Annotated in this window: 23 protein-coding genes; 8 read left to right on the plus strand and 15 right to left on the minus strand. The window is 68.0% G+C overall.

The genetic code is table 11. The annotated features are described in order from the left end of the window. Positions 1-271: 271 nt before the first annotated feature. From I4U41_RS08325 to I4U41_RS08370, 10 genes are all read right to left on the minus strand, one after another. The gene (locus tag I4U41_RS08325; RefSeq protein ID WP_242525103.1) at positions 272-1,726 is read right to left on the minus strand and encodes a transporter; all 1,455 of its coding nucleotides are present in this window, start codon (positions 1,724-1,726) and stop codon (positions 272-274) included. 80 nt (positions 1,727-1,806) lie between these two features. After that, the gene (locus I4U41_RS08330; RefSeq protein WP_206860688.1) at positions 1,807-2,331 is read right to left on the minus strand and encodes a hypothetical protein; all 525 of its coding nucleotides are present in this window, start codon (positions 2,329-2,331) and stop codon (positions 1,807-1,809) included. A gap of 14 nt (positions 2,332-2,345) precedes the next feature. Further along, the gene (locus I4U41_RS08335; RefSeq protein ID WP_206860689.1) at positions 2,346-3,047 is read right to left on the minus strand and encodes a C39 family peptidase; all 702 of its coding nucleotides are present in this window, start codon (positions 3,045-3,047) and stop codon (positions 2,346-2,348) included. Beyond that, the gene (locus I4U41_RS08340) at positions 3,044-3,448 is read right to left on the minus strand and encodes a hypothetical protein (RefSeq protein ID WP_206860690.1); all 405 of its coding nucleotides are present in this window, start codon (positions 3,446-3,448) and stop codon (positions 3,044-3,046) included. Before I4U41_RS08340 ends, I4U41_RS08335 begins: the two co-directional genes overlap by 4 nt. A gap of 133 nt (positions 3,449-3,581) precedes the next feature. Then, complete coding sequence (locus tag I4U41_RS08345; protein WP_206860691.1) at positions 3,582-4,889, minus strand: hypothetical protein; 1,308 nt, start codon at positions 4,887-4,889, stop codon at positions 3,582-3,584. 434 nt (positions 4,890-5,323) lie between these two features. Next, positions 5,324-6,643 carry a replication-associated recombination protein A gene (locus I4U41_RS08350; protein WP_206861590.1) on the minus strand — a complete coding sequence of 440 codons (1,320 nt, stop codon included), beginning with the start codon at positions 6,641-6,643 and terminating at the stop codon, positions 5,324-5,326. Between the two features lie 374 nt (positions 6,644-7,017). Continuing rightward, on the minus strand, positions 7,018-7,713 hold the full coding sequence (locus I4U41_RS08355) for a hypothetical protein (protein WP_206860692.1): 696 nt from the start codon (positions 7,711-7,713) through the stop codon (positions 7,018-7,020). 99 nt (positions 7,714-7,812) lie between these two features. Beyond that, complete coding sequence (gene lolA / locus I4U41_RS08360; protein ID WP_206860693.1) at positions 7,813-8,439, minus strand: outer membrane lipoprotein periplasmic chaperone LolA; 627 nt, start codon at positions 8,437-8,439, stop codon at positions 7,813-7,815. A gap of 93 nt (positions 8,440-8,532) precedes the next feature. After that, complete coding sequence (locus tag I4U41_RS08365) at positions 8,533-10,893, minus strand: DNA translocase FtsK (protein WP_320415190.1); 2,361 nt, start codon at positions 10,891-10,893, stop codon at positions 8,533-8,535. Between the two features lie 329 nt (positions 10,894-11,222). After that, positions 11,223-12,293 (minus strand): alanine dehydrogenase, encoded by a 1,071-nt coding sequence (locus I4U41_RS08370; RefSeq protein ID WP_206860694.1) that lies wholly within the window; start codon positions 12,291-12,293, stop codon positions 11,223-11,225. 285 nt (positions 12,294-12,578) lie between these two features. Between I4U41_RS08370 and trxB the strand changes: the two genes are divergently transcribed. From trxB to infA, 4 genes are all read left to right on the plus strand, one after another. Then, entirely contained in the window at positions 12,579-13,532 is a 954-nt protein-coding gene (gene trxB / locus I4U41_RS08375) for a thioredoxin-disulfide reductase (RefSeq protein WP_206860695.1), read from the plus strand. A gap of 59 nt (positions 13,533-13,591) precedes the next feature. Further along, positions 13,592-14,758: a GNAT family N-acetyltransferase gene (locus I4U41_RS08380; RefSeq protein ID WP_206860696.1), complete on the plus strand. Its 1,167-nt coding sequence runs from the start codon at positions 13,592-13,594 to the stop codon at positions 14,756-14,758. Continuing rightward, positions 14,755-15,567 carry a leucyl/phenylalanyl-tRNA--protein transferase gene (gene aat, locus I4U41_RS08385; RefSeq protein ID WP_206860697.1) on the plus strand — a complete coding sequence of 271 codons (813 nt, stop codon included), beginning with the start codon at positions 14,755-14,757 and terminating at the stop codon, positions 15,565-15,567. Before I4U41_RS08380 ends, aat begins: the two co-directional genes overlap by 4 nt. 99 nt (positions 15,568-15,666) lie before the next feature. Continuing rightward, on the plus strand, positions 15,667-15,885 hold the full coding sequence (gene infA / locus I4U41_RS08390; protein ID WP_031372296.1) for a translation initiation factor IF-1: 219 nt from the start codon (positions 15,667-15,669) through the stop codon (positions 15,883-15,885). 70 nt (positions 15,886-15,955) lie between these two features. On the opposite strand, the gene clpA is transcribed toward infA, so the two are convergent. Both clpA and clpS read right to left on the minus strand, forming a co-directional pair. Continuing rightward, positions 15,956-18,238, minus strand: coding sequence for an ATP-dependent Clp protease ATP-binding subunit ClpA (gene clpA / locus I4U41_RS08395; RefSeq protein WP_206860698.1), 2,283 nt, complete (start codon positions 18,236-18,238; stop codon positions 15,956-15,958). Positions 18,239-18,378: 140 nt separating this feature from the next. Further along, positions 18,379-18,699 (minus strand): ATP-dependent Clp protease adapter ClpS, encoded by a 321-nt coding sequence (gene clpS, locus I4U41_RS08400; protein ID WP_115841517.1) that lies wholly within the window; start codon positions 18,697-18,699, stop codon positions 18,379-18,381. Positions 18,700-18,800: 101 nt separating this feature from the next. Here clpS and I4U41_RS08405 point away from each other — a divergent pair, with 101 nt between their 5' ends. The 4 genes from I4U41_RS08405 to hflD are packed head-to-tail and all read left to right on the plus strand — an operon-like array spanning position 18,801 to position 21,515. Next, a complete protein-coding gene (locus I4U41_RS08405; protein WP_425492522.1) occupies positions 18,801-19,301 on the plus strand; it encodes a hypothetical protein in 501 nt (166 codons plus the stop codon). Beyond that, a complete protein-coding gene (locus I4U41_RS08410; RefSeq protein ID WP_206860699.1) occupies positions 19,301-19,780 on the plus strand; it encodes an NUDIX hydrolase in 480 nt (159 codons plus the stop codon). Before I4U41_RS08405 ends, I4U41_RS08410 begins: the two co-directional genes overlap by 1 nt. Then, positions 19,777-20,898: a tRNA 2-thiouridine(34) synthase MnmA gene (gene mnmA / locus I4U41_RS08415; protein ID WP_206860700.1), complete on the plus strand. Its 1,122-nt coding sequence runs from the start codon at positions 19,777-19,779 to the stop codon at positions 20,896-20,898. The genes I4U41_RS08410 and mnmA overlap by 4 nt, the downstream gene beginning before the upstream one ends. A gap of 14 nt (positions 20,899-20,912) precedes the next feature. Next, positions 20,913-21,515, plus strand: a complete 603-nt coding sequence (gene hflD / locus I4U41_RS08420; protein WP_206861593.1) for a high frequency lysogenization protein HflD — start codon at positions 20,913-20,915, stop codon at positions 21,513-21,515. A 628-nt stretch (positions 21,516-22,143) separates the two neighbouring features. On the opposite strand, the gene acnB is transcribed toward hflD, so the two are convergent. The 3 genes from acnB to I4U41_RS08435 are packed head-to-tail and all read right to left on the minus strand — an operon-like array spanning position 22,144 to position 25,473. Next, positions 22,144-24,741, minus strand: coding sequence for a bifunctional aconitate hydratase 2/2-methylisocitrate dehydratase (gene acnB, locus I4U41_RS08425; protein WP_206860701.1), 2,598 nt, complete (start codon positions 24,739-24,741; stop codon positions 22,144-22,146). A 29-nt stretch (positions 24,742-24,770) separates the two neighbouring features. Beyond that, positions 24,771-25,202: a type II toxin-antitoxin system VapC family toxin gene (locus I4U41_RS08430; RefSeq protein WP_206861594.1), complete on the minus strand. Its 432-nt coding sequence runs from the start codon at positions 25,200-25,202 to the stop codon at positions 24,771-24,773. A gap of 25 nt (positions 25,203-25,227) precedes the next feature. Then, entirely contained in the window at positions 25,228-25,473 is a 246-nt protein-coding gene (locus tag I4U41_RS08435) for an AbrB/MazE/SpoVT family DNA-binding domain-containing protein (protein ID WP_206860702.1), read from the minus strand. Between the last annotated feature and the right edge of the window lie 38 nt (positions 25,474-25,511).

A 25,511-nucleotide genomic window follows, 5' to 3' on the forward strand; every position in this document is an offset into this window, starting at 1 on the left:
TGTCGCGGGAACGTGCGGGCGCGCGTCCGCCGGTGCGGATGCGCTCGCCGTGGTGCGGACATAGAACTTGCGGCCGTGAAACAGGCGTGAAGCCGCTCGAAGGATCCCGCGCGATGCACACCGCTCCGTCATCCAGGCGAAGACCGGTCCAGGTCGACCGCGCATCGTTCTTGCGATGCACGCGATCCCGGCACGGTGACAGCCTGGATCCCGGCTGCGCCGGGACGAGGGATCTCTTCGATGGCAAGCCTGCGCGGCGAAGAAGCGAACGTCAGAACGAAATCGGCACCCGCGCCGTCAACGTCATGTCCGGCGTATCGCGCGTCACGCCGACGCCGAGTGCGACGTTGAGCGACCAGCGATCGCTGAAGCGGTACGTGCCGCCCAGCAGCAGCGTGCCGAGCGTGACGCGCACCGAACCCGGGCTTTCGCGGCCGTTCTGCTTGGTCTTGCCGACCAGGCTGGTGTCGTAGCCCAGGCTGATCGACGCCTTCTCGTTGAGCGCCAGGCCCATGCCGAGATTGAAGCCCCAGATGTCGCCGGCCTGCACGTCGCCGAGGAATTCCTGTTCGCGCCCGAGCACGGTGCGCGAGACGTTGCTGCGTTCGAAGTTGTACAGATAGCTGAAGGTGCCGAAGAACACGACCGGATCGGACGGATACAGCCAGGTCACGCCCGGCTGGATCGCTTCGAAGCCGGTGCCGGTCGGCAGTTCCAGCGGAAGCCCGGTGCCGGTGGCGTTCTGAACGCAGCGCTGCACGCAGTCGGTGGTGACTTCGAACAGGTCCTTGCCGGTGCGGCTCTTGTAGCGCAGCCAGCCGATATAGAACGCCTTGTCCGGGCCGCCGCGATTGAGCTGGTAGCGCGCGGTCGCCTCGATGTCGCCCATGCCGTGGCCGCTGGCGTTGAACACGCGGTCCTGCGCCGAGCCGGTGAAGATCTCGCGGCTGACGGTGTCGCCGTTGAGGTAGACATACGGCACCTTCGCCTCGATCTCGAATCGGCCGCCGATGCCCATGCGCCCGGTGATCGTGCCGACGCCGGAGGTGGTCTTCACCTGGCGCACGTCGATGAGGCCGATCAGGATGGCCGGGATCACCGTGTAACCGACCAGCGCCACGCGATCGTTCGCCGAATAGCCGTATTGCAGCGAGGGTTCGAGGATGAACTGGCCGGCCGGCGTGAGCACGCCGGGCTGGTCGAAGATCTGCGCGACTTCCGGTGGGCGCATCGCCGATTCCGGCGCCTGCCCGACCGGCTTTCGTCCCTGCTGCGGTTGTTGCGGCGCGGGCGCCTGTTGCGCCTGGCGCTGCGCGGGCGGCGCGGGCTGCACGGCGGCGGGCGCCTGCTGCGCGAGCGTCGGCAGCACCGTACCCGGTGCGGCACCGGCGCCGCGTTCGGCGTCCAGGCGTTCCTCGTCGAGCGCGCGTTGCAGGTTCGCCACCGCCTGTTCCTGCTGCGCGAGCGAATCGCGCAGTTCCTCGAGCCGGCGCGTCTGCGCGTTGATCTCGCGCTGCAGATCGTCGAGCGAACGCCCCTCCGCGACGGGCGCTGCCGGCGCGACCTGCGTCGCGGCCGGAGGCGCCCCGCCCACCTGAGGCTGCGCAGCCGGACGGGCCGGCTCCAGTCCCTGCCACTGGTCCTGCGCATGGGCCGTCGCGGCGGCGGCGAGCCACAGGCACGGGGCGAGCATCAGGCGGCGGGGCAACTGCGGCGTCCTTCTCATGCGTCGTCCTTCTGGTGCGGTCGGCCGGCTTCCTTCCGATAGAACGCGGTCCGACACGAAATCAGGGCGCAACCGCACGGTCAGGGAGCGGTCGCGGTCACCATCGCGTTGTGCAGCGTGGACTGGGTGTTCAGGTCCTGGAACGCCTGCAGCGTGTCGACGCCGACGTTCACCGTGGTCAGCGCGCGGATGTCCTGTCCGTCGAGCGTGTTCTGGATCACCACGCCGCCCGGCAACCCGCCCGGCTGGAACGTGTTGCCTCCGCCGACCTGCACCACCACGCCGTCGTTGAAGCGCTGCAGCTCGCGCGCCTGCGCGGTGGTCATGCGGCCCACGTCGGGAATCTGCACGCGCGTGGTCGCCATCAGTTCGCCGTTGACGAACACCGCGCGCTCGATGCCGAACGACAGCGCCATGCCGCCGTCGGTCATGAAGCCGCCGCGCATGTCGTCCAGGCGCGCGGGGTCGATGGCGACCCATTCCGGCCCCAGCACCTCCGCCGGTGGCGCCGCGAACGCCGGCGCGCACCACGCCAGCATCGCGATGAAAACGTACTTGAGCCGAACACGTTCGATCCGCCTGTGATGCAGCGAGGGCGATGTCATCGTCCGACCCTCCGTCAGATGTCGCCCGGGCCGCGCCGGGGCGTCACGATGTTGTAGAGGCTGTCGCGGGCGATGCCCGCATCCAGCGGCGCGGGAGGCGCCGTGCGCCAGTCGCGCGCCATGTTGAACTGCGCCCGGTCGCGGCGGTTGTGCACCACGAACAGGATGCGGTTGTCCCACAGTTTCTCGAAACGCGAACGCGGCATCGCGCGCGTGCCGCGTGCGGGGTCGCCCAGCAGCACGCGATCGTTGCGGAAGCCCTTCACCACCACGAAGTGGCGGTAGCCGCGATCGTTGAGCAGCACGATCGCCGGCAGGCCCTCGGCGACGAGCTTGTCGAGCGGCTGTTCGAAGCCGTCGGCCTCGAAGCCCAGCGAACGCAGGTAGCGGCGCATGTCCAGCAGCGAGAACCCGCGCTGGCGGATCTTCGCCTGGTCGCCGGTTTCGTACATGCGCATGAACACTTCGGCCTCGGTGACCGGATGGCCGTACTGGTAGGTCAGCAGCGTCGCGGTCGCGGCCGAGCCGCAGCTGAAGTCGTACTGCTGCCGCACGGTGGTCTTGAAGCGCGCTTCCTTGAGGCTCGTGACGCGCAGCGTGTAGCTGCCGTTCGGTGGCGCGCGCACGTCCACCGTCCCGGCCTGCACGAGGCCGGAAACCAGGATCCACGCCGAAGCCGCGATCCACGCACGGCGCCGGAATGTACGCAGGCTCATGGGCCCGCGTCCGCGAACTTCACGTTCACGATCATCGCGTTCTGGATCAGCACGTTCGCGCCGGTGTTCTGGATAACCGTGGAAATGCCGCTGGCGCTGGCGAACGAACCGCCCGCGACGGAGTTGCTGCCGGTCAGCACGTCGTCGGCGATCGCGTCCTCGACGCGGCCGTTGACGAGGATGTCGTTGTCGACGAGTTGGGCTTCGCCGCCGCGCAGGTCGGCAAGCGCGGACGGATCGACCGCGGCGCCGAACGCGGCGTCGGGTGCGTCCGCCTCGTCGAGGACGACGGGCTGGGTTGCCGTGGGCTCGCGAATTTCCTGCGCCCAGGCCACACCGGCGACGATCCACATCACCACGCCCGCCAGACCGCCCAATGCGATGGAACGATTGCGTTGCATCGTCATGCTCCTTGCCCTTCGCTTCCTCCCTGCGCCATCGCTGGAGTCCCGCCGGCGCGGACGCCGGCGGGAATGCGATGCGCATCCGGTGACGCATCGGAGCGGGGGCTCCGATGCGTCGAGGGGAAGGCGCTTACGGGCCTACGGTCAGGTTGGCCTGGACGGTGATGCCCTGCTGGATCAGCGAGGAGAAGCCGCTGTTCTGCGCGGCCACCGTGATGCCCGCTGCGCCGCTGGCGGTGCCGGTCATGGTCGAGGACATATCGAATGTGCCCGCATCGACCATGTTGCTGCCGCCCGCGCCGCCGGTGCCGCCGGTTGCGCCGTTGCCGACGCCGCCGTTGCCTACGCCACCGTTGCCGGTGCCGCCCGCGCCGCCGTCGCCGCCGGTCGCGCCGGCCGCCGCCACCGCGCCGTCACCGGCCGTGGCCGAGCCGTTGCTCGCGCTCGCGTCCGCGCTGCCATTGCTGGCATCGCCGTTGGTGGCCGAGCCACCCGCGCCGCCGCCGCCCGCACTGGCGGTCACGGTGCCGCTGGCACCGCCGTCGCCCGCGGTCGCGCCGGACGTGCCGGTGCCCGCGCCTGCGGTCGCGGTGGAGGTCGAGCTGGGCGCGCCGCCCGCACCGCCTGCGCCGCCGGTGCCCGTCCCGCCCGCACCGCCCGCGCCGCCGGTGCCGTCGTTGCCGGCATCGTTGCCGCCGCCACCGCCGCCGCCGTCGTTGCCGCCGGCGCCGCCGCCACCACCACCGTCGCTGCCGCCCGCCAGCGAACCGGACGCGGCCACGCTTGCGCCGCCGGCATCGCCGCTGTCGTTGTCGGTGTCGCCGCCACGGCCGCTGCGGATGTCGTAGACATCGCCGCCGCGTCCGCCGCGTGCCGCGGTCGCATCGCCGATCGTCGCGTCGCCGACGGTCGCGTCGCCGGAGGTCGCGCTGCCGTTCACCGCGGAGCCGCCGGAGCCGCCATCGCCGCCCGAGCCACCGTCGCCGCCATTGCCGCCAGCGCCGCCGTTGCCGTCGCCGCCGTAACCGTCGCCGCCATAGCCATCGCCGCCGGAACCACCGGAACCGCCATTGGCGTTGCCGTTGTTGGTCGCGACGTTGCCGATGCCATAGGTGCGCACGTCATACACGGCGCCTTCGAGCACGGTCGATGCGACGATCGTGCTGGAGGTCGAGCTGAACGTGCTGGAGTCGGTGTAGGTGTTGGTGGCGGTGCCACCGCTGTGCGCCGCAGCGGAGCCCGCGTCGGCCGTGGCGTCGCCATCGTTGCCGCGGTTGTCGCCGGTGCTGTTGTCGGATGCATCGATCGGGACGTTGACGTTGGCGAGGATGTCGTCGCCCTCGCCGCCGTTGCCGTTGGTCTGTTGTGCCATCGCCTGGCCGCCGAGACCAAGGCCGATGAGCACCGCTGTTGCCATCAAGCTGGTACGAATGCGCATTGTTGTTCTCCTTTACGTGACGTCGGCTGGCACCCGGGGGAGGCACCGGTAAACGACGCAAGGAACTACACGCATGCCCGGTGCCAACCGTCGTTCAGGCGCGGCAACGCGTTGATCCGGCGGATTAATCGTCCTGAACGGAGCGCGCATCGCGCCTGCGGTGCGCGCGCACCATCGCGAAGCGGCCCCGCTCGTTGCAAAACTGAAATGCGCCTTGCGGCCATTGCCATGCATCGGACCGCGATGTGCGACGCAAGGCATTGATGCGACGGTGCGATGCACGCATCCGGCGGGATTCAGCCGCACGTATCAGCAGCGAAACGCGGGACATTACCGCGACACTTCAGCGGCAACACGCCCTTTTCCGCTCAGGCATTTACATCGGGAAGTTCGAGCGCGACCGGCGTTACGGGGCGGCAACGCCCGGAAAACACTCAGGTTCGTCCGTCGCCTCCACTCACATCCCCGTCACGGCGTGCGGCGTTGCGCTGCGCGCGCAGGCGGTCGAGCTTCTCCTTGAGCTTGATCTCCAGTCCGCGTTCGACCGGCGCGTAGTACACGCGCTCGCCCATCGCGTCGGGGAAACCGGTCTGGTCGAGCGCGATGCCGCCGTCGACGTCGTGGTCGTACTGGTAGCCCTTCGAATAGCCGAGCTGCTTCATCAGCTTCGTCGGCGCGTTGCGCAGGTGCAGCGGGACGTCCTGCGTTCCATACTGCTGGACGTCGGCGCGCGCGGCGTTGTACGCGGCGTACACCGCGTTCGATTTCGCGGTGGTCGCCAGGTACACCACGACCTGCGCAAGCGCGAGTTCGCCTTCCGGACTGCCGAGGCGTTCGTAGGTATCCCACGCGTCCAGCGCCATCGGCATCGCGCGCGGATCGGCCAGGCCGATGTCCTCCACCGCCATGCGCGTGAGGCGTCGCGCCAGGTACGCGCGATCGCAGCCGCCGTCGAGCATGCGCGCGAACCAGTACAGCGCGGCGTCCGGGTTCGAACTGCGCACGGATTTGTGCAGCGCCGAGATCTGGTCGTAGAACTGTTCGCCGCCCTTGTCGAAGCGGCGCGTGCGATCGGCGAGCACCTGCGCGAGCGTGGCAGCTGTGATCTCGCCACCCTCGCCTTCGGCCAGTTCGGCGGCGATTTCCAGCAGCGTCAGGGCGCGACGCACGTCGCCGTCGGCGGCCTGCGCGATCTCGCCCAGAAGCGCATCGTCGACCTGCAATCCGCGTCCGCCGAGGCCGCGCTCTTCATCGTCCAGCGCCTGCCGCAGCGCGATGCGGATGTCGTCGGCCGACACCGCTTCCATCACGTGCACGCGGCAGCGCGAGAGCAATGCGGAGTTGAGTTCGAACGACGGGTTCTCGGTGGTCGCGCCGACGAACAGGATCGTGCCGCGCTCGATGTGCGGCAGGAAGGCGTCCTGCTGCGCCTTGTTGAAGCGGTGCACCTCGTCGACGAACAGCACGGTACGGTGACCTTCGGCGAAGCGTTGCGCGGCTTCGGCGAGCACCTGCCGCACTTCGGGCAGGCCGGAAAGCACGGCGGAAATCGCGCGGAAATCCGCGTCGGCATATTTGGCCAGCAGCAACGCGAGCGTGGTCTTGCCGCAGCCCGGCGGGCCCCACAGGATCATCGAATGCACCCGGCCGGACTCGATCGCCCGACGCAAGGCCGAACGCGGGGACAGCAGGCGCTTCTGCCCGACCATCTCGTCGAGCGTGCGCGGACGCATGCGCTCGGCGAGCGGCTGCATGCCGCGGTTGTCGACGTGGAGCAGGTCGTCGGTCAGCGAGGATGAGGAAACGGTACGGCGGGCCACGTGCGGTCTCGGGGAGAGCTGCGCACACGATAGCAAGGTGGGCGAAACGGGGGCGTTGCCTCGCCTTTGCCCTTCTTACTTCGGGAGAAGGTGCCTGAAGGGTGATGAGGGCAACGGAGGCATGGCAGGGAATGCTGTGCACTGCTTTTTCCCTTCTCCCCTCGGGAGAAGGTGCCCGAAGGGCGGATGAGGGGAACGGAGGGGCACGGCTCGTCCTTGCGGCGCTTCACTGCGCTGCGGGTTTCCGCTGTCTCTACGTGCCCGTCACCCCAACGCCTCTCCAGTCGGGAGAGGGCCTTTACAGTCGCTCACGGAGACGGAGCGAGCGAGGCCGTCTGCGCCGCTTCCGGCCCCAACTGGTAATCCAGCTGCAACCACGCCCCATCGCGCCGGTCGTACAGCGCATGGATGCGCACCTCGCTGCTGCCGTCGAGGCCGAAATCGGCGAGGCCGCGGGCCTCCATGCCTAGGTAATGGCCGGCCATCTCGGTCGTGTCCACGCGATCGAGCTGCATGCGCACCGTCGTGGTGCCCACTTCGTCCTGCAGCAACGCCGCCATGCGATCCTCCAGCTGCCGCAGCGCCACACTGTCGTTCGGGATCAGGCGGCCGTCGCCGCCGACGCCGATCTCCAGTTCCGGCCAACCCGCCTGCCCGAGGAACTCGTCGTACCGGCTCGCGAAACGGAAGCCGATCCAGCCCGTCTCGCCCGCGAAGCGCATGCCGCCTTCGCCACGGATCGCGCGTTCCCGCCCGTCGATCGACTGCTCCTGCAGATCGTCGAACCGGGCCTCGATCGCGCGTCCGCCGAAGCGTTCCGACAATGCGGCCACCACCGTTCCGGCGATCGCCTTCTCCAGCGCCGCGCGGTCCATCGTGCGCGGCATCGGCGACGACGCGAGCGCGCCCCCCGCTGGCGGCGGCGTGGGCAGCGGCTCGTTCGAAAGCGCCGGTGGCGTGGCCAGGCACAGGCCGATCAGAAGCAGCGAAGGACGGCAGGTCACGCGACGCTCCGGCGGCCGGCGGATCCGGCCCCTGCGCTTTCCCAAACGAAAAGGCCTGCCGAAGCAGGCCTTTCGATTCGCGATGGCGAGGTGTACGGCTTACTCGCCGCCGATCACGTCCACACCCTTGGGCGGCGTGTAGCGGAACGTGTCCGCCGCGAAGGCCGGGTTGCGCTTCCAGCCGGTGAAGTCGATTTCGGTGCGCTGGCCGAGGTTGTCGACCACCTGCATCTTCGCCAGTCCGCTCTGGCCGAAGCCCAGGCGCGCGCTGCGGAACGCCGCCTGCGATTCGTCCTTCGGCGCGAGCGCGAGCCATTCCAGGCCCTTGTCCATGCCCAGCTCCTTCACCACGAACTGCGCGTCGAGCTTGGCCGGATCGATCAACGCGGCGAGGGGACTGTTCTGCTCTTCCACGCCCTGCGGGCGCACCGTGGCCTGCTGCAGGTCCGGATCGAACACCCACACCTTCTTGCCGTCGGCGACGATCAGCTGCGGGTACGGCTTCACGTACTGCCAGCGGAACAGGCGCGGCGCCGACAGTGCCAGCGTGCCGGTCGAGGTTTCCTTCAGCTTGCCCTGCGGGTCGAAGACCTGCTGGCTGAACTCACCGCTGAGCCCCTTCAGGCCCTTGGTGAACGCGTTGAGGTCGTCGCGCGCGCCGGCGAAGGCCGTGGTCGAGGCCAACGCGAGCGCCAGGGCGGCGCCGATGAAACGAACTGCACGCATGCGAAAAACTCCGGGGTTTCACGTGTTGCCGGCGAGTGTGCCGGCGGTTGTCTGAACAGGCCCGCACGCCGCGACGCTTCGCCGCGGCACGGTTCATTTCGGCGGCGGCGGCGCCAGCACCGAACGGTCGCCGTTGTGCTCCGGCGGCGATACGACGCCCGCGGCTTCCATCGCCTCGATCAGGCGCGCGGCGCGGTTGTAGCCAATCTTCAGGCGACGCTGCACGCCGGAGATCGATGCGCGGCGGGTCTCGGTGACGATGCGCACGGCCTCGTCGTACAGCGGGTCGGATTCGTCGCCGCCACCACCGCCGGTTTCCGGCAGGCCGGTCGCGCCGACCACCACACCGTCGCCCATGGTCTGCACTTCGTCCAGCACGCCTTCGATGTAATCCGGGCCGCCGCCGACCTGTTTGAGGTGTTCGACGACGCGGTGCACTTCCTCGTCCGACACGAACGCACCGTGCACGCGCTCCGGCATCGCCGTGCCCGGCGGCAGGTAGAGCATGTCGCCGTGGCCGAGCAGCGTTTCCGCGCCGGACTGGTCGAGGATGGTGCGCGAGTCGATCTTGCTCGACACCTGGAACGCGATGCGCGTGGGGATGTTCGCCTTGATCAGGCCGGTGATGACGTCCACCGACGGGCGCTGCGTGGCCAGGATCAGGTGGATGCCGGCCGCGCGCGCCTTCTGCGCCAGGCGCGCGATCAGCTCTTCGACCTTCTTGCCGACGATCATCATCATGTCGGCGAACTCGTCGATGAAGATGACGATGAACGGCAGCGTCTCGAGCGGGCGCGGCGTCTCGCCGAGTTCCGGGTTCGGCTTGAATAGCGGGTCCATCATCGGCTGGCCGGCGTCGATGGCGTCCTTCACCTTCTTGTTGAAGCCGGCGAGGTTTCGCACGCCGACGGCCGACATCAGCTTGTAGCGGCGCTCCATCTCGGCCACGCACCAGCGCAGGCCGTTGGCCGCTTCCTTCATGTCGGTGACGACCGGCGCCAGCAGGTGCGGGATGCCCTGGTAGACCGAGAGCTCCAGCATCTTCGGGTCGATCATCAGCATCCGCAGATCCTTCGCGGAGGCCTTGTACAGCAGCGACAGCACCATCGCGTTGACCGCGACGGACTTGCCCGAACCGGTGGTGCCGGCGACCAGCAGGTGCGGCATGCGCGCCAGGTCGGCGACGGTCGGACGGCCGGCGATGTCCTTGCCCAGCGCCAGCGTGAGCGGGCTGACCGACTTGTCGTATTCCTTCGAACGCAGCAGTTCGGACAGGAAAATCATCTCGCGCGAGGTGTTCGGCGTTTCCAGGCCGATCACCGACTTGCCCGGGATCACGTCGACCACGCGCACCGACTTGACCGACAGGCCGCGCGCGATGTCCTTGTCGAGCGAGGAGATCTGGCTGACCTTCACGCCCGGCGCGGGCTCGATCTCGAACCGCGTGATGACCGGGCCCGGGTACGCGCCGACGACCTGCGCGTCGATGCGGAAGTCCTTGAGCTTGAATTCGATCTGGCGCGAGAGGGTTTCCAGCGTCTGTTCGTCGTAGCCCTTGGGCTGCGGCTTGGGGTCGTCGAGCAGCGCCAGCGGCGGGATGCCCGAGCCGTCGCCGGTGTGGAACAGCGGAATCTGCGTCTCGCGCTTGGCGCGTTCGCTCTTCTCCACGACGGCGGCAGCCGGCGGCGGCGGTTCGATCTTCACCGGCGCACGCTTGGCGCGCAGTTCGGTGTCGACCTTGCGCGCTTCCTCGCGCTCCTCGCGCAGCGCGCGTGTCTGCTGCCACTGCGTGGCCTGCTTCTCGCCCTTGCGGAACAGCGTGGTGGCGGTCGGTCCGAACGCCAGCACCCACTGTCCGATCTTGTCCATCACCGCGAACCATGACAATCCGGTCGCCAGCGTCACCGACACCAGCAACAGCGCGAGCAGGAACAGATTGCCGCCGACCGGGCCGAAGCCGCTGTAGAGCGACTTGCCGACCAGCTGGCCGAGGATGCCGCCCGCGCGGGCGGAGAACGCTTCGGCGTGGCCGACGCGCAGTTCGAGCAGGCCCGTGGCCGCCACGAGAAAGCCGACGATGCCGACCAATCGCAGCGCAGGGCCGAAGTCCGCGTCGCCGTCGCCATCGCTGTCCATGCCGAACAGCGCGATCCATGCGATCGCGCCGAGCATGATCGGAAGCAGGAACGCCACGTAGCCGCACAGGTACAGCAGGACGTCGGCCGTCCACGCGCCGACGCGACCGCCGACGTTGTGCAGCGGCGCGGTCACGCTGCCCGAATGCGACCAGCCCGGATCCTGCGGCGAGAACGTTACCAGGCTCGCCAGCAGGTACAGCAGCAGCGGCGCGATCAGGATCAGCGCGATGTCGCGCACCAGCCGCTGCCGTCGCGGCGACGGCGGCAACTTCTCGGCCTTGAGCTTCTTTCGACTGGCTGCGGACGCTTGCGCCACCGTGATGTACTGCCTCAACAGGAGTTCGTTAGTTATTGAATATACGACAGAAGCGGGCCAGTCAGGCGAACTTTTGCCCTTTTCGGGACCGGCATCCCGCCGATGCGCCGGACTTCCGGGTCCGTCATTCCGGCGACGGCCGGGATCCAGGCCGACAGCCTATCCCAGCTCCCCTGCCCGCCAAACCACAACGCACCGCGAGGGTTCAGCGTTACGGGCGTGGATCCAGGCCTTCGCCGGGTGGCGAGTTCCCGCGTTCGACGCAACACCAACAAAAACGGGGAGCGCCAGTCGCCCGGCGCTCCCCGCATGTCGTTGCGAACGCCTGCTTAGACCTTCATGTCCTGCAGCGCCGGGTGGACGATCTTGCCGCCCTCGACGTTGATGCCGCGCACCAGCGCCTGGTTGTTGCGCCAGTCGCTGCCCGAGGCGAGCTTGTTGACCCACGGCAGGATCGCCGCGCAGATCGCCTGCGAGCTGGTCTGCGGCACGGCGCCCGGCATGTTGGTCACGCAGAAGTGGGTGACGCCCTCTTCCACGTAGGTCGGCTCCTTCCACGTGGTCGGACGCGAGGTCTCGAAGCAGCCGCCCTGGTCGATCGAGATGTCGACCAGCACGCTGCCGTCCTGCATGCCCTTGAGCATCTCGCGGGTCATCACGTGCGGCGCGCGCGCGCCGGTCACCAGCACGGCGCCGACGACGAGGTCGGCCGAGGCGACTTCACGCGCCACGACGTCCGCGTACGGGTACAGCGCGGTGACGTTGTTGCCCAGGCGCATCATTTCTTCCATGCGGTCCTGGCGCATTTCGAACACCACGACATTCGAGCCGCCGGCCGCGGCCAGCTGCGCCGACGCGCTGCCGGCCTTGCCCGCGCCGAACACCACGACCTTGCCGCGCTCGGTCGACGGCAGGCCGCCGAGCAGCTTGCCCTTGCCGCCTTCGGGCTGGTGCAGCAGGTGCGTGCCGACCTGCACGGCGATCTTGCCGGCAATGACGGACATCGGCGCCAGCAGCGGCAGGTCGCCGTTGGGCAGTTCGACGGTTTCGAACGCAACGCCGGTCAGGCCGATGTCGAGCAGCTGGCGCGTGAGCTTCGGCTCGGCGGCCAGGTGCAGGTAGCAGAACAGCAGGTGATCCTTGCGCAGGTGCGCCAGGTCGCCGGCGATCGGCTCCTTCACCTTCACGATCAGCTCGCCCTTCTCGTAGAGCGCGGCGGCATCGGGGGCGATCTTCACGCCGAGCTGGGTGTACTGCTCGTCCTTGAAGCCCGACTTGATGCCGGCATCCTTCTCGATCCAGACCTCGTGGCCGCGCTTGACCAGGTCGCCGGCCGCGGCCGGAACGAGCGCGACGCGCCCTTCGAGGGTCTTGGTTTCCTTGGGAACGCCGATCCGCATGTCTCTTACCTTCGATCGTTGAAAGGCCGCGCGTTGTGCGCGGCCGTTGGGGGGATGTGGTGACGAAAAAAACGCCGCATCGGCGGCGCGCGTGCCTATTGTCGTCCGTCGCCCCGGCGGCCTCACGGCGCAGTGCAACATTGCGTCGCGCGACAGAGCCGGTTCAGTGCCTTGTGTTAGGGGGACCGCGCCGCCAAGCTATGACTCCTACGTTCCGTTGCACACGCCTGCGTATGGCGGAACCCACCGCGCGCAGCGCACTTCACACAGCACGCAATTATACCCATGAGCCCATCGAAGCACTCCAAAGTCATCATCCTCGGCTCCGGCCCGGCCGGCTGGACGGCCGCCGTCTACGCCGCGCGCGCCAACCTGAAGCCGCTGGTGATCACCGGCCTGCAGATGGGCGGCCAGCTGATGACGACGACCGAAGTCGACAACTGGCCCGGCGACGCGCACGGCCTGATGGGCCCGGACCTGATGGCGCGCATGCAGGCGCATGCGGAGCGTTTCGATACCGAAGTCGTGTTCGACCACATCCACACGGCGGACCTGTCCTCGCGCCCGTACCGCCTGGTCGGCGACAGCGGCGAATACACCTGCGACGCGCTGATCATCGCCACCGGCGCGACGGCGAAGTACCTGGGCCTGCCGTCGGAAGAGCTGTTCAAGGGCCGCGGCGTGTCCGCGTGCGCGACCTGCGACGGCTTCTTCTACAAGGAGCAGGACGTGGCGGTGATCGGCGGCGGCAACACCGCGGTCGAGGAAGCGTTGTACCTGTCGAACATCGCGCGCAAGGTCTACCTCGTGCACCGCCGCGACACGTTGCGCGCCGAGAAGATCATGCAGGACAAGCTGTTCGCGAAGATCCAGGCCGGCAAGATCGAACCGGTGTGGCATCACCAGGTCGACGAAGTGCTCGGCAACGACGCGGGCGTGACCGGCGTGCGGGTGAAGTCGGTGCAGGATGGCTCGACGAAGGAAATCCCGATCCACGGCCTGTTCGTCGCCATCGGCCACACGCCGAACACTTCGCTGTTCGAAGGCCAGCTGGAGATGAAGAACGGCTATCTGGTCATCAGGACCGGTCTCGACGGCAACGCGACGCAGACCTCGGTGCCGGGCGTGTTCGCCGCGGGCGACGTCGCCGACCAGGTGTATCGCCAGGCGATCACTTCGGCGGGCTTCGGCTGCATGGCGGCGCTGGATGCCGAGAAGTTCCTGGACAAGGAAGGCTGAAGAAGGGTTTTCGACACGGAGCAGCAGGCGGCCCGTTTCTGCTCCGCGTCCGATGAAAAATGCACGAAGCACGCATCCTCGATTCGCTGGCGAAAGTCCCGCCCTCGCAATGGGATGCGTTGCACGACGGCCGCAATCCGTTCGTCGCGCATGCCTTCCTGCTCGGGCTCGAACAGCACGGCTGCCTGCGCGAACGCTGGGGCTGGCGACCGCAACACCTGACGCTCTGGGACGGCGATGACCTCATCGCCGCCGCACCTGCGTACCTGAAGGACAACTCGCACGGCGAGTTCGTGTTCGACCACGCCTGGGCGCACGCGTATGCGCGCGCCGGGCTCGATTACTTTCCCAAGTGGCTCTGCGCCGTGCCCTACTCGCCCGTCACCGGGCCGCGGCTGCTGGCGAACACGCCGGAACGGCGGGGCATGCTCGTGCAGGTGATGGCCGGGCTGGGCGCGGGCAACGAACTGTCGTCGGCGCACGTCAACTTCCACACGCCGGAGGAGGACGCCGATTTCGACGACGACTGGCTGCAGCGCCTGGACGTCCAGTACCACTGGCGCAACGATCGCGGCTGGCGCGGTTTCGACGACTACCTCGCCGCCTTCGACCACAAGCATCGAAAGAACATCCGCCAGGAACGCGCGAAGGTCGCGCGTGCGGGCATCACGTTCCGCGTGGCCGACGGCACGCAGGCGACGGCGGAGGACCTCTCCGCGATGCACGACTTCTACCTGCAGACCTTCGCCGAGTACGGCAACCATCCGGCGATCACCCTGGAGTTCCTGCAGCACCTCGCGCGCGCGATGCCGGAATCGCTGGTGATCATGCTGGCGATGCGCGACGACGCGCCGATCGCCGGCGCGCTGTGCCTGCGTGGCGGCGACACGCTGTACGGCCGCTATTGGGGCGCGATGGAAACCGTGCCCGGCCTGCATTTCGAAACCTGCTACTACCAGGGCATCGAATACTGCCTGCGCGAGGGCCTGACCCGCTTCGAACCCGGCGCGCAGGGCGAACACAAGCTCGCGCGCGGCTTCCTGCCGACCTTCGTGCGCAGCCGGCACTGGATCGCCCACCCGCAGTTCCGCGACGCGCTGCGCGACTGGTGCGCGCAGGAGGCCGAGTCGATCCGTGCCTACGCCCGCACGCTCGCCGCGCATTCGCCGTTCAAGTCGAGCGAAGGCGGAGCCGGCGGTGGCGATGCGTCATCATCGCCGGCGTGAGCACCCTGCCCGCCCTGCTCCCGCCCGAGCCCGACGCGCCGTTCCCGCCGGTCGAGCAGGCGCTGCGCCAACCCGACGGACTGCTCGCCGTGGGCGGCGACCTGAGCCCGACACGGCTGCTCAACGCCTACCGGCACGGCATCTTCCCCTGGTATTCGCAGGGCCAGCCGATCCTGTGGTGGAGCCCCGACCCGCGCACGGTGTTCGCCACCGACGGCGTGCGGCTGGGCTCGAAGTTCCGCCGCGGCCTGCGGCGTTCGATCTGGGAGGTGCGTGCCGACACGGCCTTCGCGCAGGTGGTCCAGGCCTGCGCCGAGACGCCCCGCCCGGGCCAGCGCGGCACGTGGATCACCCGCGAGATGCGCGCCGCCTACCAGCGCATGCATGAGCTCGGTCACGCGCATTCGTTCGAGGTCTTCGACGGCGCGCGGCTGGTCGGCGGGATCTACGGCGTGGCGATCGGCCGCATGTTCTTCGGCGAGAGCATGTTCAGCGCCGTCTCGGGCGGTTCGAAGGTCGCCCTCGCCGCGCTCGCCCTCCATCTGCGCGACTGGGGCTTCCCTTTGATCGACGCGCAGGTCGAGAACGACCACCTGATGAGCCTGGGGGCCCGGAGCTGGCCCCGGCCGCGGTTCAGCGCGGCGGTCGCCGAACTGACTGCCAGGCCCGGTATCGTGGGCGCGTGGTCGGCCCGCGTGGGCGGCTGGCCGGCAGCCCGGCTGGCCGACGTGAACTTTGCGGATGGGAGCCGGGCGGATGGGAGCCGGGCGGACGTGAAGCCGTCCGGAACGGCGATCGACGATCCTTAACCGATTTTTTGCACCGACGCCACCGGCATGGCAAAATGCGGGGCTTCGTTGCCGCTCCGCTTCCGGAACCGGCGCCACGACACACATACCAGGAACCACATGGCAAAAGACGACGTGATCGAATTCGAGGGCACGGTGGCGGAAACCCTTCCGAACACCATGTTCCGGGTGCGCCTCGAAAACGGGCACGAGATCATTGCCCACATCTCCGGCCGCATGCGCAAGAACTACATCCGCATCCTGACCGGCGACAAGGTGAAGGTCGAAATGACCCCGTACGACCTGACCAAAGGTCGCATTACCTACCGCATGAAGTAATCGCGGCAAGTGATTGAATAAAAAAGGCGGCCTTGGCCGCCTTTTTCGTTTCCGCGGACCGGCGCGGAGGTCAGACCGTCGCCGGGAGCAGCTTCTCCGGTTCCGCCTGCGTGGTGACGACCAGCTCGTCGTCCTTCACGTCGATGGTGACCTTGCCGCCGTTGACCAGCTTGCCGAACAGCAGCTCGTCGGCCAGCGGACGCTTGATCTTCTCCTGGATCACGCGCGCCATCGGACGGGCACCCATCAGCGGGTCGAAGCCGTGCTGTGCCAGCCAGTCGCGGGCGGTCGGGGTGGCCGACAGGGCGACGTCCTTCTCGTGCAGCTGGGTCTCCAGCTCGATCAGGAACTTGTCCACCACGCGCAGGATGTGCTCGAAGCCCAGCGGCTGGAACTGCACGACCGCGTCCAGGCGGTTGCGGAATTCGGGACTGAAGCTGCGGCGGATCACTTCCATCGCGTCGGTCGAGTGGTCCTGCTTGGTGAAGCCGATCGAACGGCGCGAGGCCTGCGCGGCACCGGCGTTGGTCGTCATCACCAGGATCACGTTCTTGAAGTTCGCCTCGCGGCCGTTGGTGTCGGTGAGGACGCCCCGGTCCATGACCTGCAACAGGATGTTGAAGATGTCCGGATGGGCCTTCTCGACCTCGTCCAGCAGCAGCACGCAGTGCGGGGTCTTGACGATCTTCTCCGTCAGCAGGCCGCCCTGGTCGAAGCCGACGTAACCCGGAGGCGCGCCGATCAGGCGGCTGACCGAATGCGGCTCCATGTATTCGGACATGTCGAAGCGGACCAGTTCGATGCCCAGCTGCAGCGCGAGCTGCTTGGTCACCTCGGTCTTGCCCACGCCGGTCGGGCCGGCGAAGAGGAAGTTGCCGATCGGCTTGTCCGGATTGCCCAGGCCCGAGCGGGCGAGCTTGATCGCCGAGGTCAGCGTGTCGATCGCCGGATCCTGGCCGAAGATCACCATCTTCAGGTTGCGCTCGAGGTTCTTGAGCACGTCCTTGTCGGAGGCGGACACCTGCTTGGTCGGAATGCGCGCCATCTTCGCGACGATCGTCTCGATCTCCTCGACGTCGATCAGCGACTTGCGCACGTCGTCCGCGAGCAGGCGCTGGCGAGCGCCGGCCTCGTCGATGACGTCGATGGCCTTGTCGGGGAGCAGGCGGTCGCCGATGTGCTTCACCGACAGGTCCACGGCGGCCTGCAGCGCGTCGTCGGCGTAAGTCACGCCGTGGTGCGCCTCGTACTTGGGCTTGAGGCCCTGCAGGATCTCGTAGGCCTCGCCCACCGTCGGCTCGACGATGTCGATCTTCTGGAAGCGACGCGCCAAGGCACGGTCCTTCTCGAAGATGCCGCGGTATTCCTGGAACGTGGTCGAGCCGATGCAGCGCAGTTCGCCCGAGGCGAGCGCCGGCTTGATCAGGTTGGAGGCGTCCATCGTGCCGCCGCTGGCCGAGCCCGCACCGATGATGGTGTGGATCTCGTCGATGAAGAGCACGGCCTCGGGCAGCTTCTTCAGCTGCGTCAGCACGGCCTTCAGGCGCTTCTCGAAGTCGCCGCGGTATTTGGTGCCGGCGACCAGGGCGCCCAGGTCGAGCGCGTAGATCGTCGCGTCGGCCAGCACCTCGGGCACGTCGCCGTCGACGATGCGCTTGGCCAGGCCTTCGGCGATGGCGGTCTTGCCCACGCCGGCCTCGCCGACGTAGAGCGGGTTGTTCTTGCGGCGGCGGCACAGCACCTGGATGGTGCGCTCCACTTCGTCGGCGCGACCGACCAGCGGGTCGATCTTGCCGTCGCGCGCGAGCTGGTTGAGGTTCACCGCGAACTCCGCCAGCGCGTCGCCCTTGCCCTCGCCCTCGCCGCCTTCGCCGGACGGGGATTCGCCGTCCTCCTGCGAACGCGCCGGCTCCTGGCCGCCGTGTTTGGCGATGCCGTGGGAGATGTAGTTGACGACGTCCAGGCGGGCGACGTCCTGCTGGTTGAGGAAGTAGACCGCGTGGCTGTCCTTCTCGCCGAAGATCGCCACCAGCACGTTCGCGCCGGTCACTTCCTTCTTGCCGCTGGACTGCACGTGGTAGACCGCGCGCTGCAGCACGCGCTGGAAACCGAGGGTCGGCTGGGTGTCGCGATCGACGTCCTCGGGCAGCACCGACACCGAGGTGGCGATGGCCTGCTCCAGGTCGGTGCGCAGGCGCTGGAAGTCGACCCCGCACGCCTTGAGCACGCTTTCGGCCGAGGGGTTGTCGAGCAGCGCCAGCAGCAGGTGTTCGACCGTCATGTACTCGTGACGCGCCTCGCGGGCGCGCTTGTAGCACTGGCCGATGCTGTATTCGAGATCCTTGCTGAACATGGTGGCGTAAGCCTCCGGAAAGCTACTGCCGTCCTAGATGGGGACGGGCATGGGGAATTCCATGCTCGCAAGACCTCGGGTGGACCCGGTCCGGGACCGGCGTTCCGCCCTTATCGCTCAGGACGTACTGAGGAGCACTTTTAGGCCTTTTCCATCGTGCACAGCAAGGGATGTTGGTTGAGTCTTGAAAATTCGTTCACCTGCGCCACTTTCGATTCTGCGACCTCGCGGGTGAAAACGCCGCAGACGCCACGGCCGCGGGTATGTACGTGCAGCATGATCTGGGTGGCCTTCTCGGCGTTCATCGCGAAAAAGCGCATCAGGACCTCCACCACGAAGTCCATCGGCGTGTAGTCGTCGTTCAGCAGCAGGACGGAATACAGCGGTGGACGCGCGATTTCGGGCTTGCCCGTCTCCACCAGGACGCCATGCTGGTGCTCGTGTTCGGTCTGTTTGGCCATGGCGGGATTATAGGCCGCAGGTCCGGCGGGTCGTGGACGCCCGAGCCCGGCGGCCGGCACAATGCCTGTTTCCCGCCTTCGATCACGTACGAGGAACGCACATGCGACTTCACGCTCTCGCCGTCGCCCTGGTGTCGCTGTCGGCCTCGATGCCGGCGCTCGCCGACGACACGTCCATGCGTGAAACGGTCCGTTCCGCCGATCCGGACATCGCGCGGCAGCTCGACAGCCTGAAGTACAAGTACGAGATCGACGCCGACGGCGACTACAAGCTGGGCTTCGACATGGACAACGGCCGCTCGCAGCTGGCGTTCGTGATCTCCGCCGTGGAGAGCTTCGGCGACATGAAGGTGCGCGAGGTCTGGGCGCCGGCGTATCGCGCCAGCGAGGGCAGCGAGTTCCCGGTGGCCGTCGCCAACCGCCTGCTCGAGGACAGTCAGTCGAGCAAACTCGGCGGGTGGGTCAAGCATGGCGACACCGCGGTGTTCGTGGTGAAGCTGGCGGCCGATGCGAGCCAGGGCCAGCTCGACGACGCGATCGACTTCGTCCTGCGCACCGCCGACCAGATGGAACTGGAACTCACCGGCAAGGACGAATTCTGATGACCTACCGCCAAGGCCGGTTCTGGCAGCCCGATGTCACCGTCGCCACGATCGTGGTCGATGGCGGGCGCCTGCTGATGGTCGAGGAGACCGTCGGAGGGAAGCTGGTCCTCAACCAGCCGGCCGGGCACCTGGAGCCGGACGAGACGCTGATCGAGGCGGCGCTGCGCGAGACCCGCGAGGAAACCGGCTGGGACGTGCGCCTGACCGCCTTCGTCGGCGCGTACCAGTGGAAGGCGCCGGTGAATCCCGACGGCAGCGGCGGCCGTCATTACCTGCGCTTCGCCTTCGCCGCCGAACCGGTCGCGCACGATCCCGCGCGCCCGCTGGACGAAGGCATCGTGCGCGCGGTGTGGATGACGCCCAGCGAACTGCAGGCCGCGCAATCGCGCCATCGCAGCCCGCTGGTGTGGCGCGCCGCCGCCGACTTCCTCGGCGGTCGCCGCCATCCACTGGAAATCACCCAGCACCTGGCATGAACGTCACACCGCGCACCATCGTCGGCATGTCCGGAGGGGTCGATTCCTCCGTCGCGGCGTTGCGCCTGCGCGACGAGGGCGAGCCGATCGCCGGGTTGTTCATGCAGAACTGGGCCGATGACGGGAGCGGCGATTGCCGCGCGGAAGACGATCGTCGCGACGCGGTGGCCGTCAGCGGACGCCTCGGCATCCCGATCCACTTCCGCGATTTCTCCGGCGAATACTGGAAGGGCGTGTTCGAGCACTTCCTCGCCGAATACGCGGCCGGCCGCACGCCGAATCCCGACGTGCTGTGCAACCGCGAGATCAAGTTCAAATATTTCCTCGACGCGGCGCGCGCGCTCGGCGCGGAGTTCATCGCGACCGGCCATTACGCGCGCGTCGAACAGGACGGCGATCGCCACCTCCTGCTGCGCGCGGTCGATCGCAGCAAGGACCAGAGCTATTTCCTGCACCAGCTCGGGCAGGCGCAACTGGCGGCGACGAAATTCCCGCTCGGCGGGCTGCTCAAGCGCGACGTGCGGCAGATGGCGCTCGACGCCGGCCTGCCGACCGCGGCGAAGAAGGATTCCACCGGCATCTGCTTCATCGGCGAGCGCGACTTCCGCGAGTTCCTCGGTCGCTACCTGCCCGCGCGCGAAGGCGAGATGCGCACGCCCGACGGCCACGTCATCGGTCGCCATCCCGGCGTGTTCTATTTCACGCTGGGCCAGCGTGAAGGCCTGAGCATCGGCGGCGTGCGCGGCTTCGAGGCCGCCCCGTGGTACGTGGTCGGCAAGGACGTCGCGCAGAACGTGCTGTACGTCGACCAGGGCGCCGACAGCCCATGGCTGCGTTCGCAGGCGCTGTGGTCGGAAGCGGCGCACTGGATCGCGGGAAGCCCGCCGGCGTCGCGCTTGGAATGCACCGCGCAGACGCGCTACCGGCAGGCCGACGAAGCCTGCGAGGTCGAAGTGCGCGATGACGGCACGCTGGCCGTGCGCTTCGCACGCGCGCAGCGGGCGGTGACGCCGGGACAGTCCCTGGTGCTTTACGACGGCGAGGTCTGCCTGGGCGGCGCGGTGATCGCCGCCACGGACGCGCCCCTGGAAGAACGATTGAAGGCTCGAGCTGCATGACCCAGAACACGTCGATGTCCACGCGCGTCCTCGCCCTCGCCGGCCTCGTGCAGGCGCTGGCCCAGGTGCGACGCGTCGCGGACACCGGACAGGCCAACGCGGCCATCCTCGCCACCGCCATGGATTCGGTGTTCCGCATCGATGCGCCCTCGCCCACCGCCGTCTACGGCGACGTCGAGGCGCTGCGCCCAGGCCTGACGCTGCTGCGCGATTACTTCGGCAATTCGCAGCGCGACGAGCAGCTGCCGCGCCTGGTGCTGGCGGTGATGCAGCTGGAACGCCGGTTCGTTCGCGACGACGACATGGGCCGCCGCGTGCAGTCGGGCATCCGCGCGCAGGCCGGCAACGCCGAGCGGATGGGCAGCACGCATCCGGATGTGATGGCGGCGCTGGGTTCGCTCTACGCCGAAACGCTCAGCCACCTGCGCCCGCGCGTGCTCGTGCAGGGCAACCCGCATTACCTCGGGCAGGCGTCGGTGGTGTCGGAAGTGCGCGCGATCCTGCTCGCGGCCGTGCGTTCGGCCGTGCTGTGGCGCCAGTGCGGCGGCAGCCTGTGGGATTTCCTGCTGCGTCGCCGCGACCTGCTGGCCGCGGTGCGCGACCATCTGGAAGGCTGAGTTTCCGCCAACGTGCGGCGCCCGGCGGCGATCCTTCCGCCAGCGTCCGCTGCAGCGTCCCGCTCGTCCTATCAGCCCGCGATGGGGCCTGCCGCCACCGCCCACCAGACCGCGGCCCCCAATGCCGCGAGTATCGTCCAGCGCATCGCCTGCTCCACCCGGTCCGACCGGGCTGGCTTGTCCGTCTTCATTGTCGCTTCCCCCTGCGTGCCGCATATGAAATAGCGGCACAGGACGCGAGTCCTTGACTGTTGTCACGCAGTTGATTCGCGAAGGCGGCCAAAGGGCGCGAATTGTTCGTGGCTTGGGATGGCGGGCAGGTTTAGCCCCTCTCCACCGGGGTTGGGGGATGGCGAACAGCCGTTGCGCACAACGCTGCTGCTTCGCTGCTTCTCTTTTGGAAACCAGAAGCAAGTGGGTTCCCGCTTTCGCTGGATTGAGGGCGAGGTGGGTTCGCCGCAGATGGGGGTGCCCGCTCGCTGTCAGCCTGGATCCCGGCCCTCGCCGGGATGACGGGTTGAGGTGTGGAGGTCGGTGCGAATAACCGCATGGATCTCGCAACGCAGCGTCCAAAACAAAAACCCCGGCCGAAGCCGGGGTTCTCTTTACTCCATGACGCCAGCGCCGATCAGGCCGCGACCGTCTCCGCCACCTGGCGGTAGTCCTCGATCTGGTCGAAGTTCATGTAGCGGTAGATCTCCGCGCCCTTCGCGTTGATCACGCCGATGTCGGCCATGTATTCCTCGCGGGTCGGGATGCGACCCAGGCGCGAGCAGATCGCCGCCAGCTCCGCCGAACCCAGGTACACGTTGGTGTTGCGGCCCAGGCGGTTCGGGAAGTTGCGGGTCGAGGTGGAGAACACCGTCGCGCCCTCGCGGGCCTGCGCCTGGTTGCCCATGCACAGCGAGCAGCCCGGCATTTCCATGCGTGCGCCGGCCGTGCCGAAGGTGCCGTAGTGGCCTTCCTTGGTCAGCTCGGAGGCGTCCATCTTGGTCGGCGGGGCGACCCACAGGCGCGTCGGGATGTCGCGCTTGCCTTCCAGCAGCTTCGCGGCGGCGCGGAAGTGGCCGATGTTGGTCATGCACGAACCGATGAACACTTCGTCGATCTTCGCGCCGGCGACGTCGGACAGCGTCTTCACGTCGTCCGGGTCGTTCGGGCAGGCCAGGATGGGCTCCACGATCTGGTTCAGGTCGATCTCGATGACCGCGGCGTACTCGGCATCGGCGTCGCCTTCCAGCAGCTGCGGGTTGGCCAGCCACGCTTCCATCGCCTTGATGCGGCGGGCGAGCGAGCGCGGATCGGCGTAGCCCTCGGCGATCATCCACTTCAGCAGCGTGATGTTGCTGGTGAGGTATTCGACGATCGGCTCCTTGTCGAGCTTCACCGTGCAACCGGCGGCCGAACGTTCGGCCGAGGCGTCGGACAGCTCGAACGCCTGTTCGACCTTCAGGTGCGGCAAGCCTTCGATTTCGAGGATGCGGCCGGAGAAGATGTTCTTCTTGCCCTGCTTGGCGACGGTGAGCAGGCCCTGCTTGATCGCGGCCAGCGGGATCGCATTGACCAGGTCGCGCAGCGTGACGCCCGGCTGCATTTCACCCTTGAAGCGCACCAGCACCGATTCCGGCATGTCCAGCGGCATGACGCCGGTGGCCGCCGCGAAGGCGACCAGGCCCGAGCCGGCCGGGAACGAGATGCCCACCGGGAAGCGCGTGTGCGAGTCGCCGCCGGTGCCGACGGTGTCGGGCAGCAGCATGCGGTTGAGCCAGCTGTGGATCACGCCGTCGCCCGGGCGCAGCGCGATGCCACCACGGTTGCTGATGAAGGCCGGCAGCTCGTGGTGCGTCTTCACGTCCACCGGCTTCGGGTAAGCGGCGGTGTGGCAGAACGACTGCATGACCAGGTCGGCCGAGAAGCCCAGGCACGCCAGGTCCTTCAGCTCGTCGCGGGTCATCGGGCCGGTGGTGTCCTGCGAACCGACCGAGGTCATCTTTGGCTCGCAGTAGGTGCCCGGGCGGATGCCTTGCTGCGTACCGTTAACTTCGGGCAGGCCGCAGGCGCGACCGACCATCTTCTGCGCCAGCGAGTAGCCCTTGCCGGTGTCGGCCGGGTTCTGCGGCAGGCGGAACAGCGTCGACGGCGCCAGGCCCAGCGCTTCGCGCGCCTTGGCGGTCAGGCCGCGGCCGACGATGAGCGGGATGCGGCCGCCGGCGCGGACCTCATCGAACAGCACGTCGGACTTCACCGAAAACTCGGCGATCACCTTGCCGTCCTTCAGCGCCTTGCCTTCGTACGGACGCAGTTCGACCACGTCGCCCATGTGCATCTGCGACACGTCGAGTTCGATCGGCAGCGCGCCGGCGTCTTCCATGGTGTTGTAGAAGATCGGCGCGATCTTCGAGCCCAGGCACACGCCGCCGAAGCGCTTGTTCGGGATGTACGGGATGTCCTCACCGGTGAACCACAGCACCGAGTTGGTGGCGGACTTGCGGCTCGAACCGGTGCCGACGACGTCGCCGACGTAAGCAACCAGGTGACCCTTGGCCTTCAGCGATTCGATGAAGGCAACCGGGCCGCGCTTGCCGTCTTCTTCCGGCTCGATGCCGTCGCGCTTGTTCTTCAGCATCGCCAGCGCGTGCAGCGGGATGTCCGGGCGCGTGGTGGCGTCGGGCGCCGGCGACAGGTCGTCGGTGTTGGTTTCGCCGGTCACCTTGAACACGGTGATGGTCATCGACGCCGGGACTTCCGGACGGCTGGTGAACCATTCGGCGTCGGCCCAGCTCTGGAGGACGGACTTGGCGTTCGCGTTGCCCTTCTCCGCCTTTTCCTGCACGTCGTGGAAGGCGTCGAACATCAGCAGCGTGTGCTTGAGCGCATTGGCGGCGACGGTGCCGACTTCGGCGTCGTCCAGCAGCTCCACCAGCGGGTGGATGTTGTAGCCGCCAAGCATCGTGCCCAACAGCTCGGTGGCACGCGCGCGCGAGATCAGCGCGTTCTTCTCGGTGCCGAACGCCACGGCGGCGAGGTAGGACGCCTTCACCTTGGCGGCATCGTCCACACCGGCCGGGACGCGGTTGGTGATGAGGTCGAGCAGGAAGCCTTCCTCGCCCGCCGGCGGAGCCTTCAGCAGTTCGATGACGTCGGCGGTCTGCTGCGCGGTGAGCGGCAGCGGCGGGATGCCCAGCGCGGCGCGCTCGGCAACGTGGTGGCGGTAGGCTTCCAACATTGAACTTCTCCGAAAGGAATTGCGTGCAATCAGGCGACGACTTTGGGGACGATGATCTTCAGTCCCTTGAAGTAGTCGCGAAAGAATCCTGCGTCCCGGGTGATGAGTCCCGAGCACTGCAGCAACGCATGCGCGCCGACGATGAAATCGGGCACGGTGCGCGGTGAAATCTGGCCGGCCTGCCCCGCGGCGCGGCGGCGCTGGTTGAAACGGCGCTGCATCTCGCCGGCGCGGATCGCCGAACGGCGCTCCACCGGCAAGTAACGCATGCCCATCTCCTCGACGACGTCCATGATGTCGGTGCCGTGTCCCAGGCCCGCGGTGATCTCGCTGACCACCACGTCGCACAGCACCACCGGGCCCTGCGCGAGCGCGTCGCGCACGCACTGCTCGGCGGCGTCGGCCATGCCGGCGTCTTCGCCCAGCAGGTCGATCAGCACCGAGGTGTCGATGGCGATCATGGTTCCGGCAGGAATGCTCATGCGATCACTCGTCCAGCGGATCGCCCGGCGCGCGTCCGCGCAGCTCGCGCATGATGTCGTCCGTCCTCACGCCCTCGGGCAGCTTGAAACGGCCGCGCGCGCGCGAGATGGCGTCGTCGACGTTCTTGCGAAGGATGATCCGGCTGCCTTCCAGTTCCACCTTGAGCAGCGTGCCCTTGGTCAGGCCCAGCGCGTCGCGCACGGCCTTGGGCAGGGTGATCTGGCCACGTTCGGCGACGATGGCTTCCATGGCGTACCTCCTCGGGCGGACGGGACTTCCGAAAAATC

The organism is Lysobacter changpingensis (assembly GCF_017308985.1).
GTDB classification, from domain to species: domain Bacteria; phylum Pseudomonadota; class Gammaproteobacteria; order Xanthomonadales; family Xanthomonadaceae; genus Lysobacter_J; species Lysobacter_J changpingensis.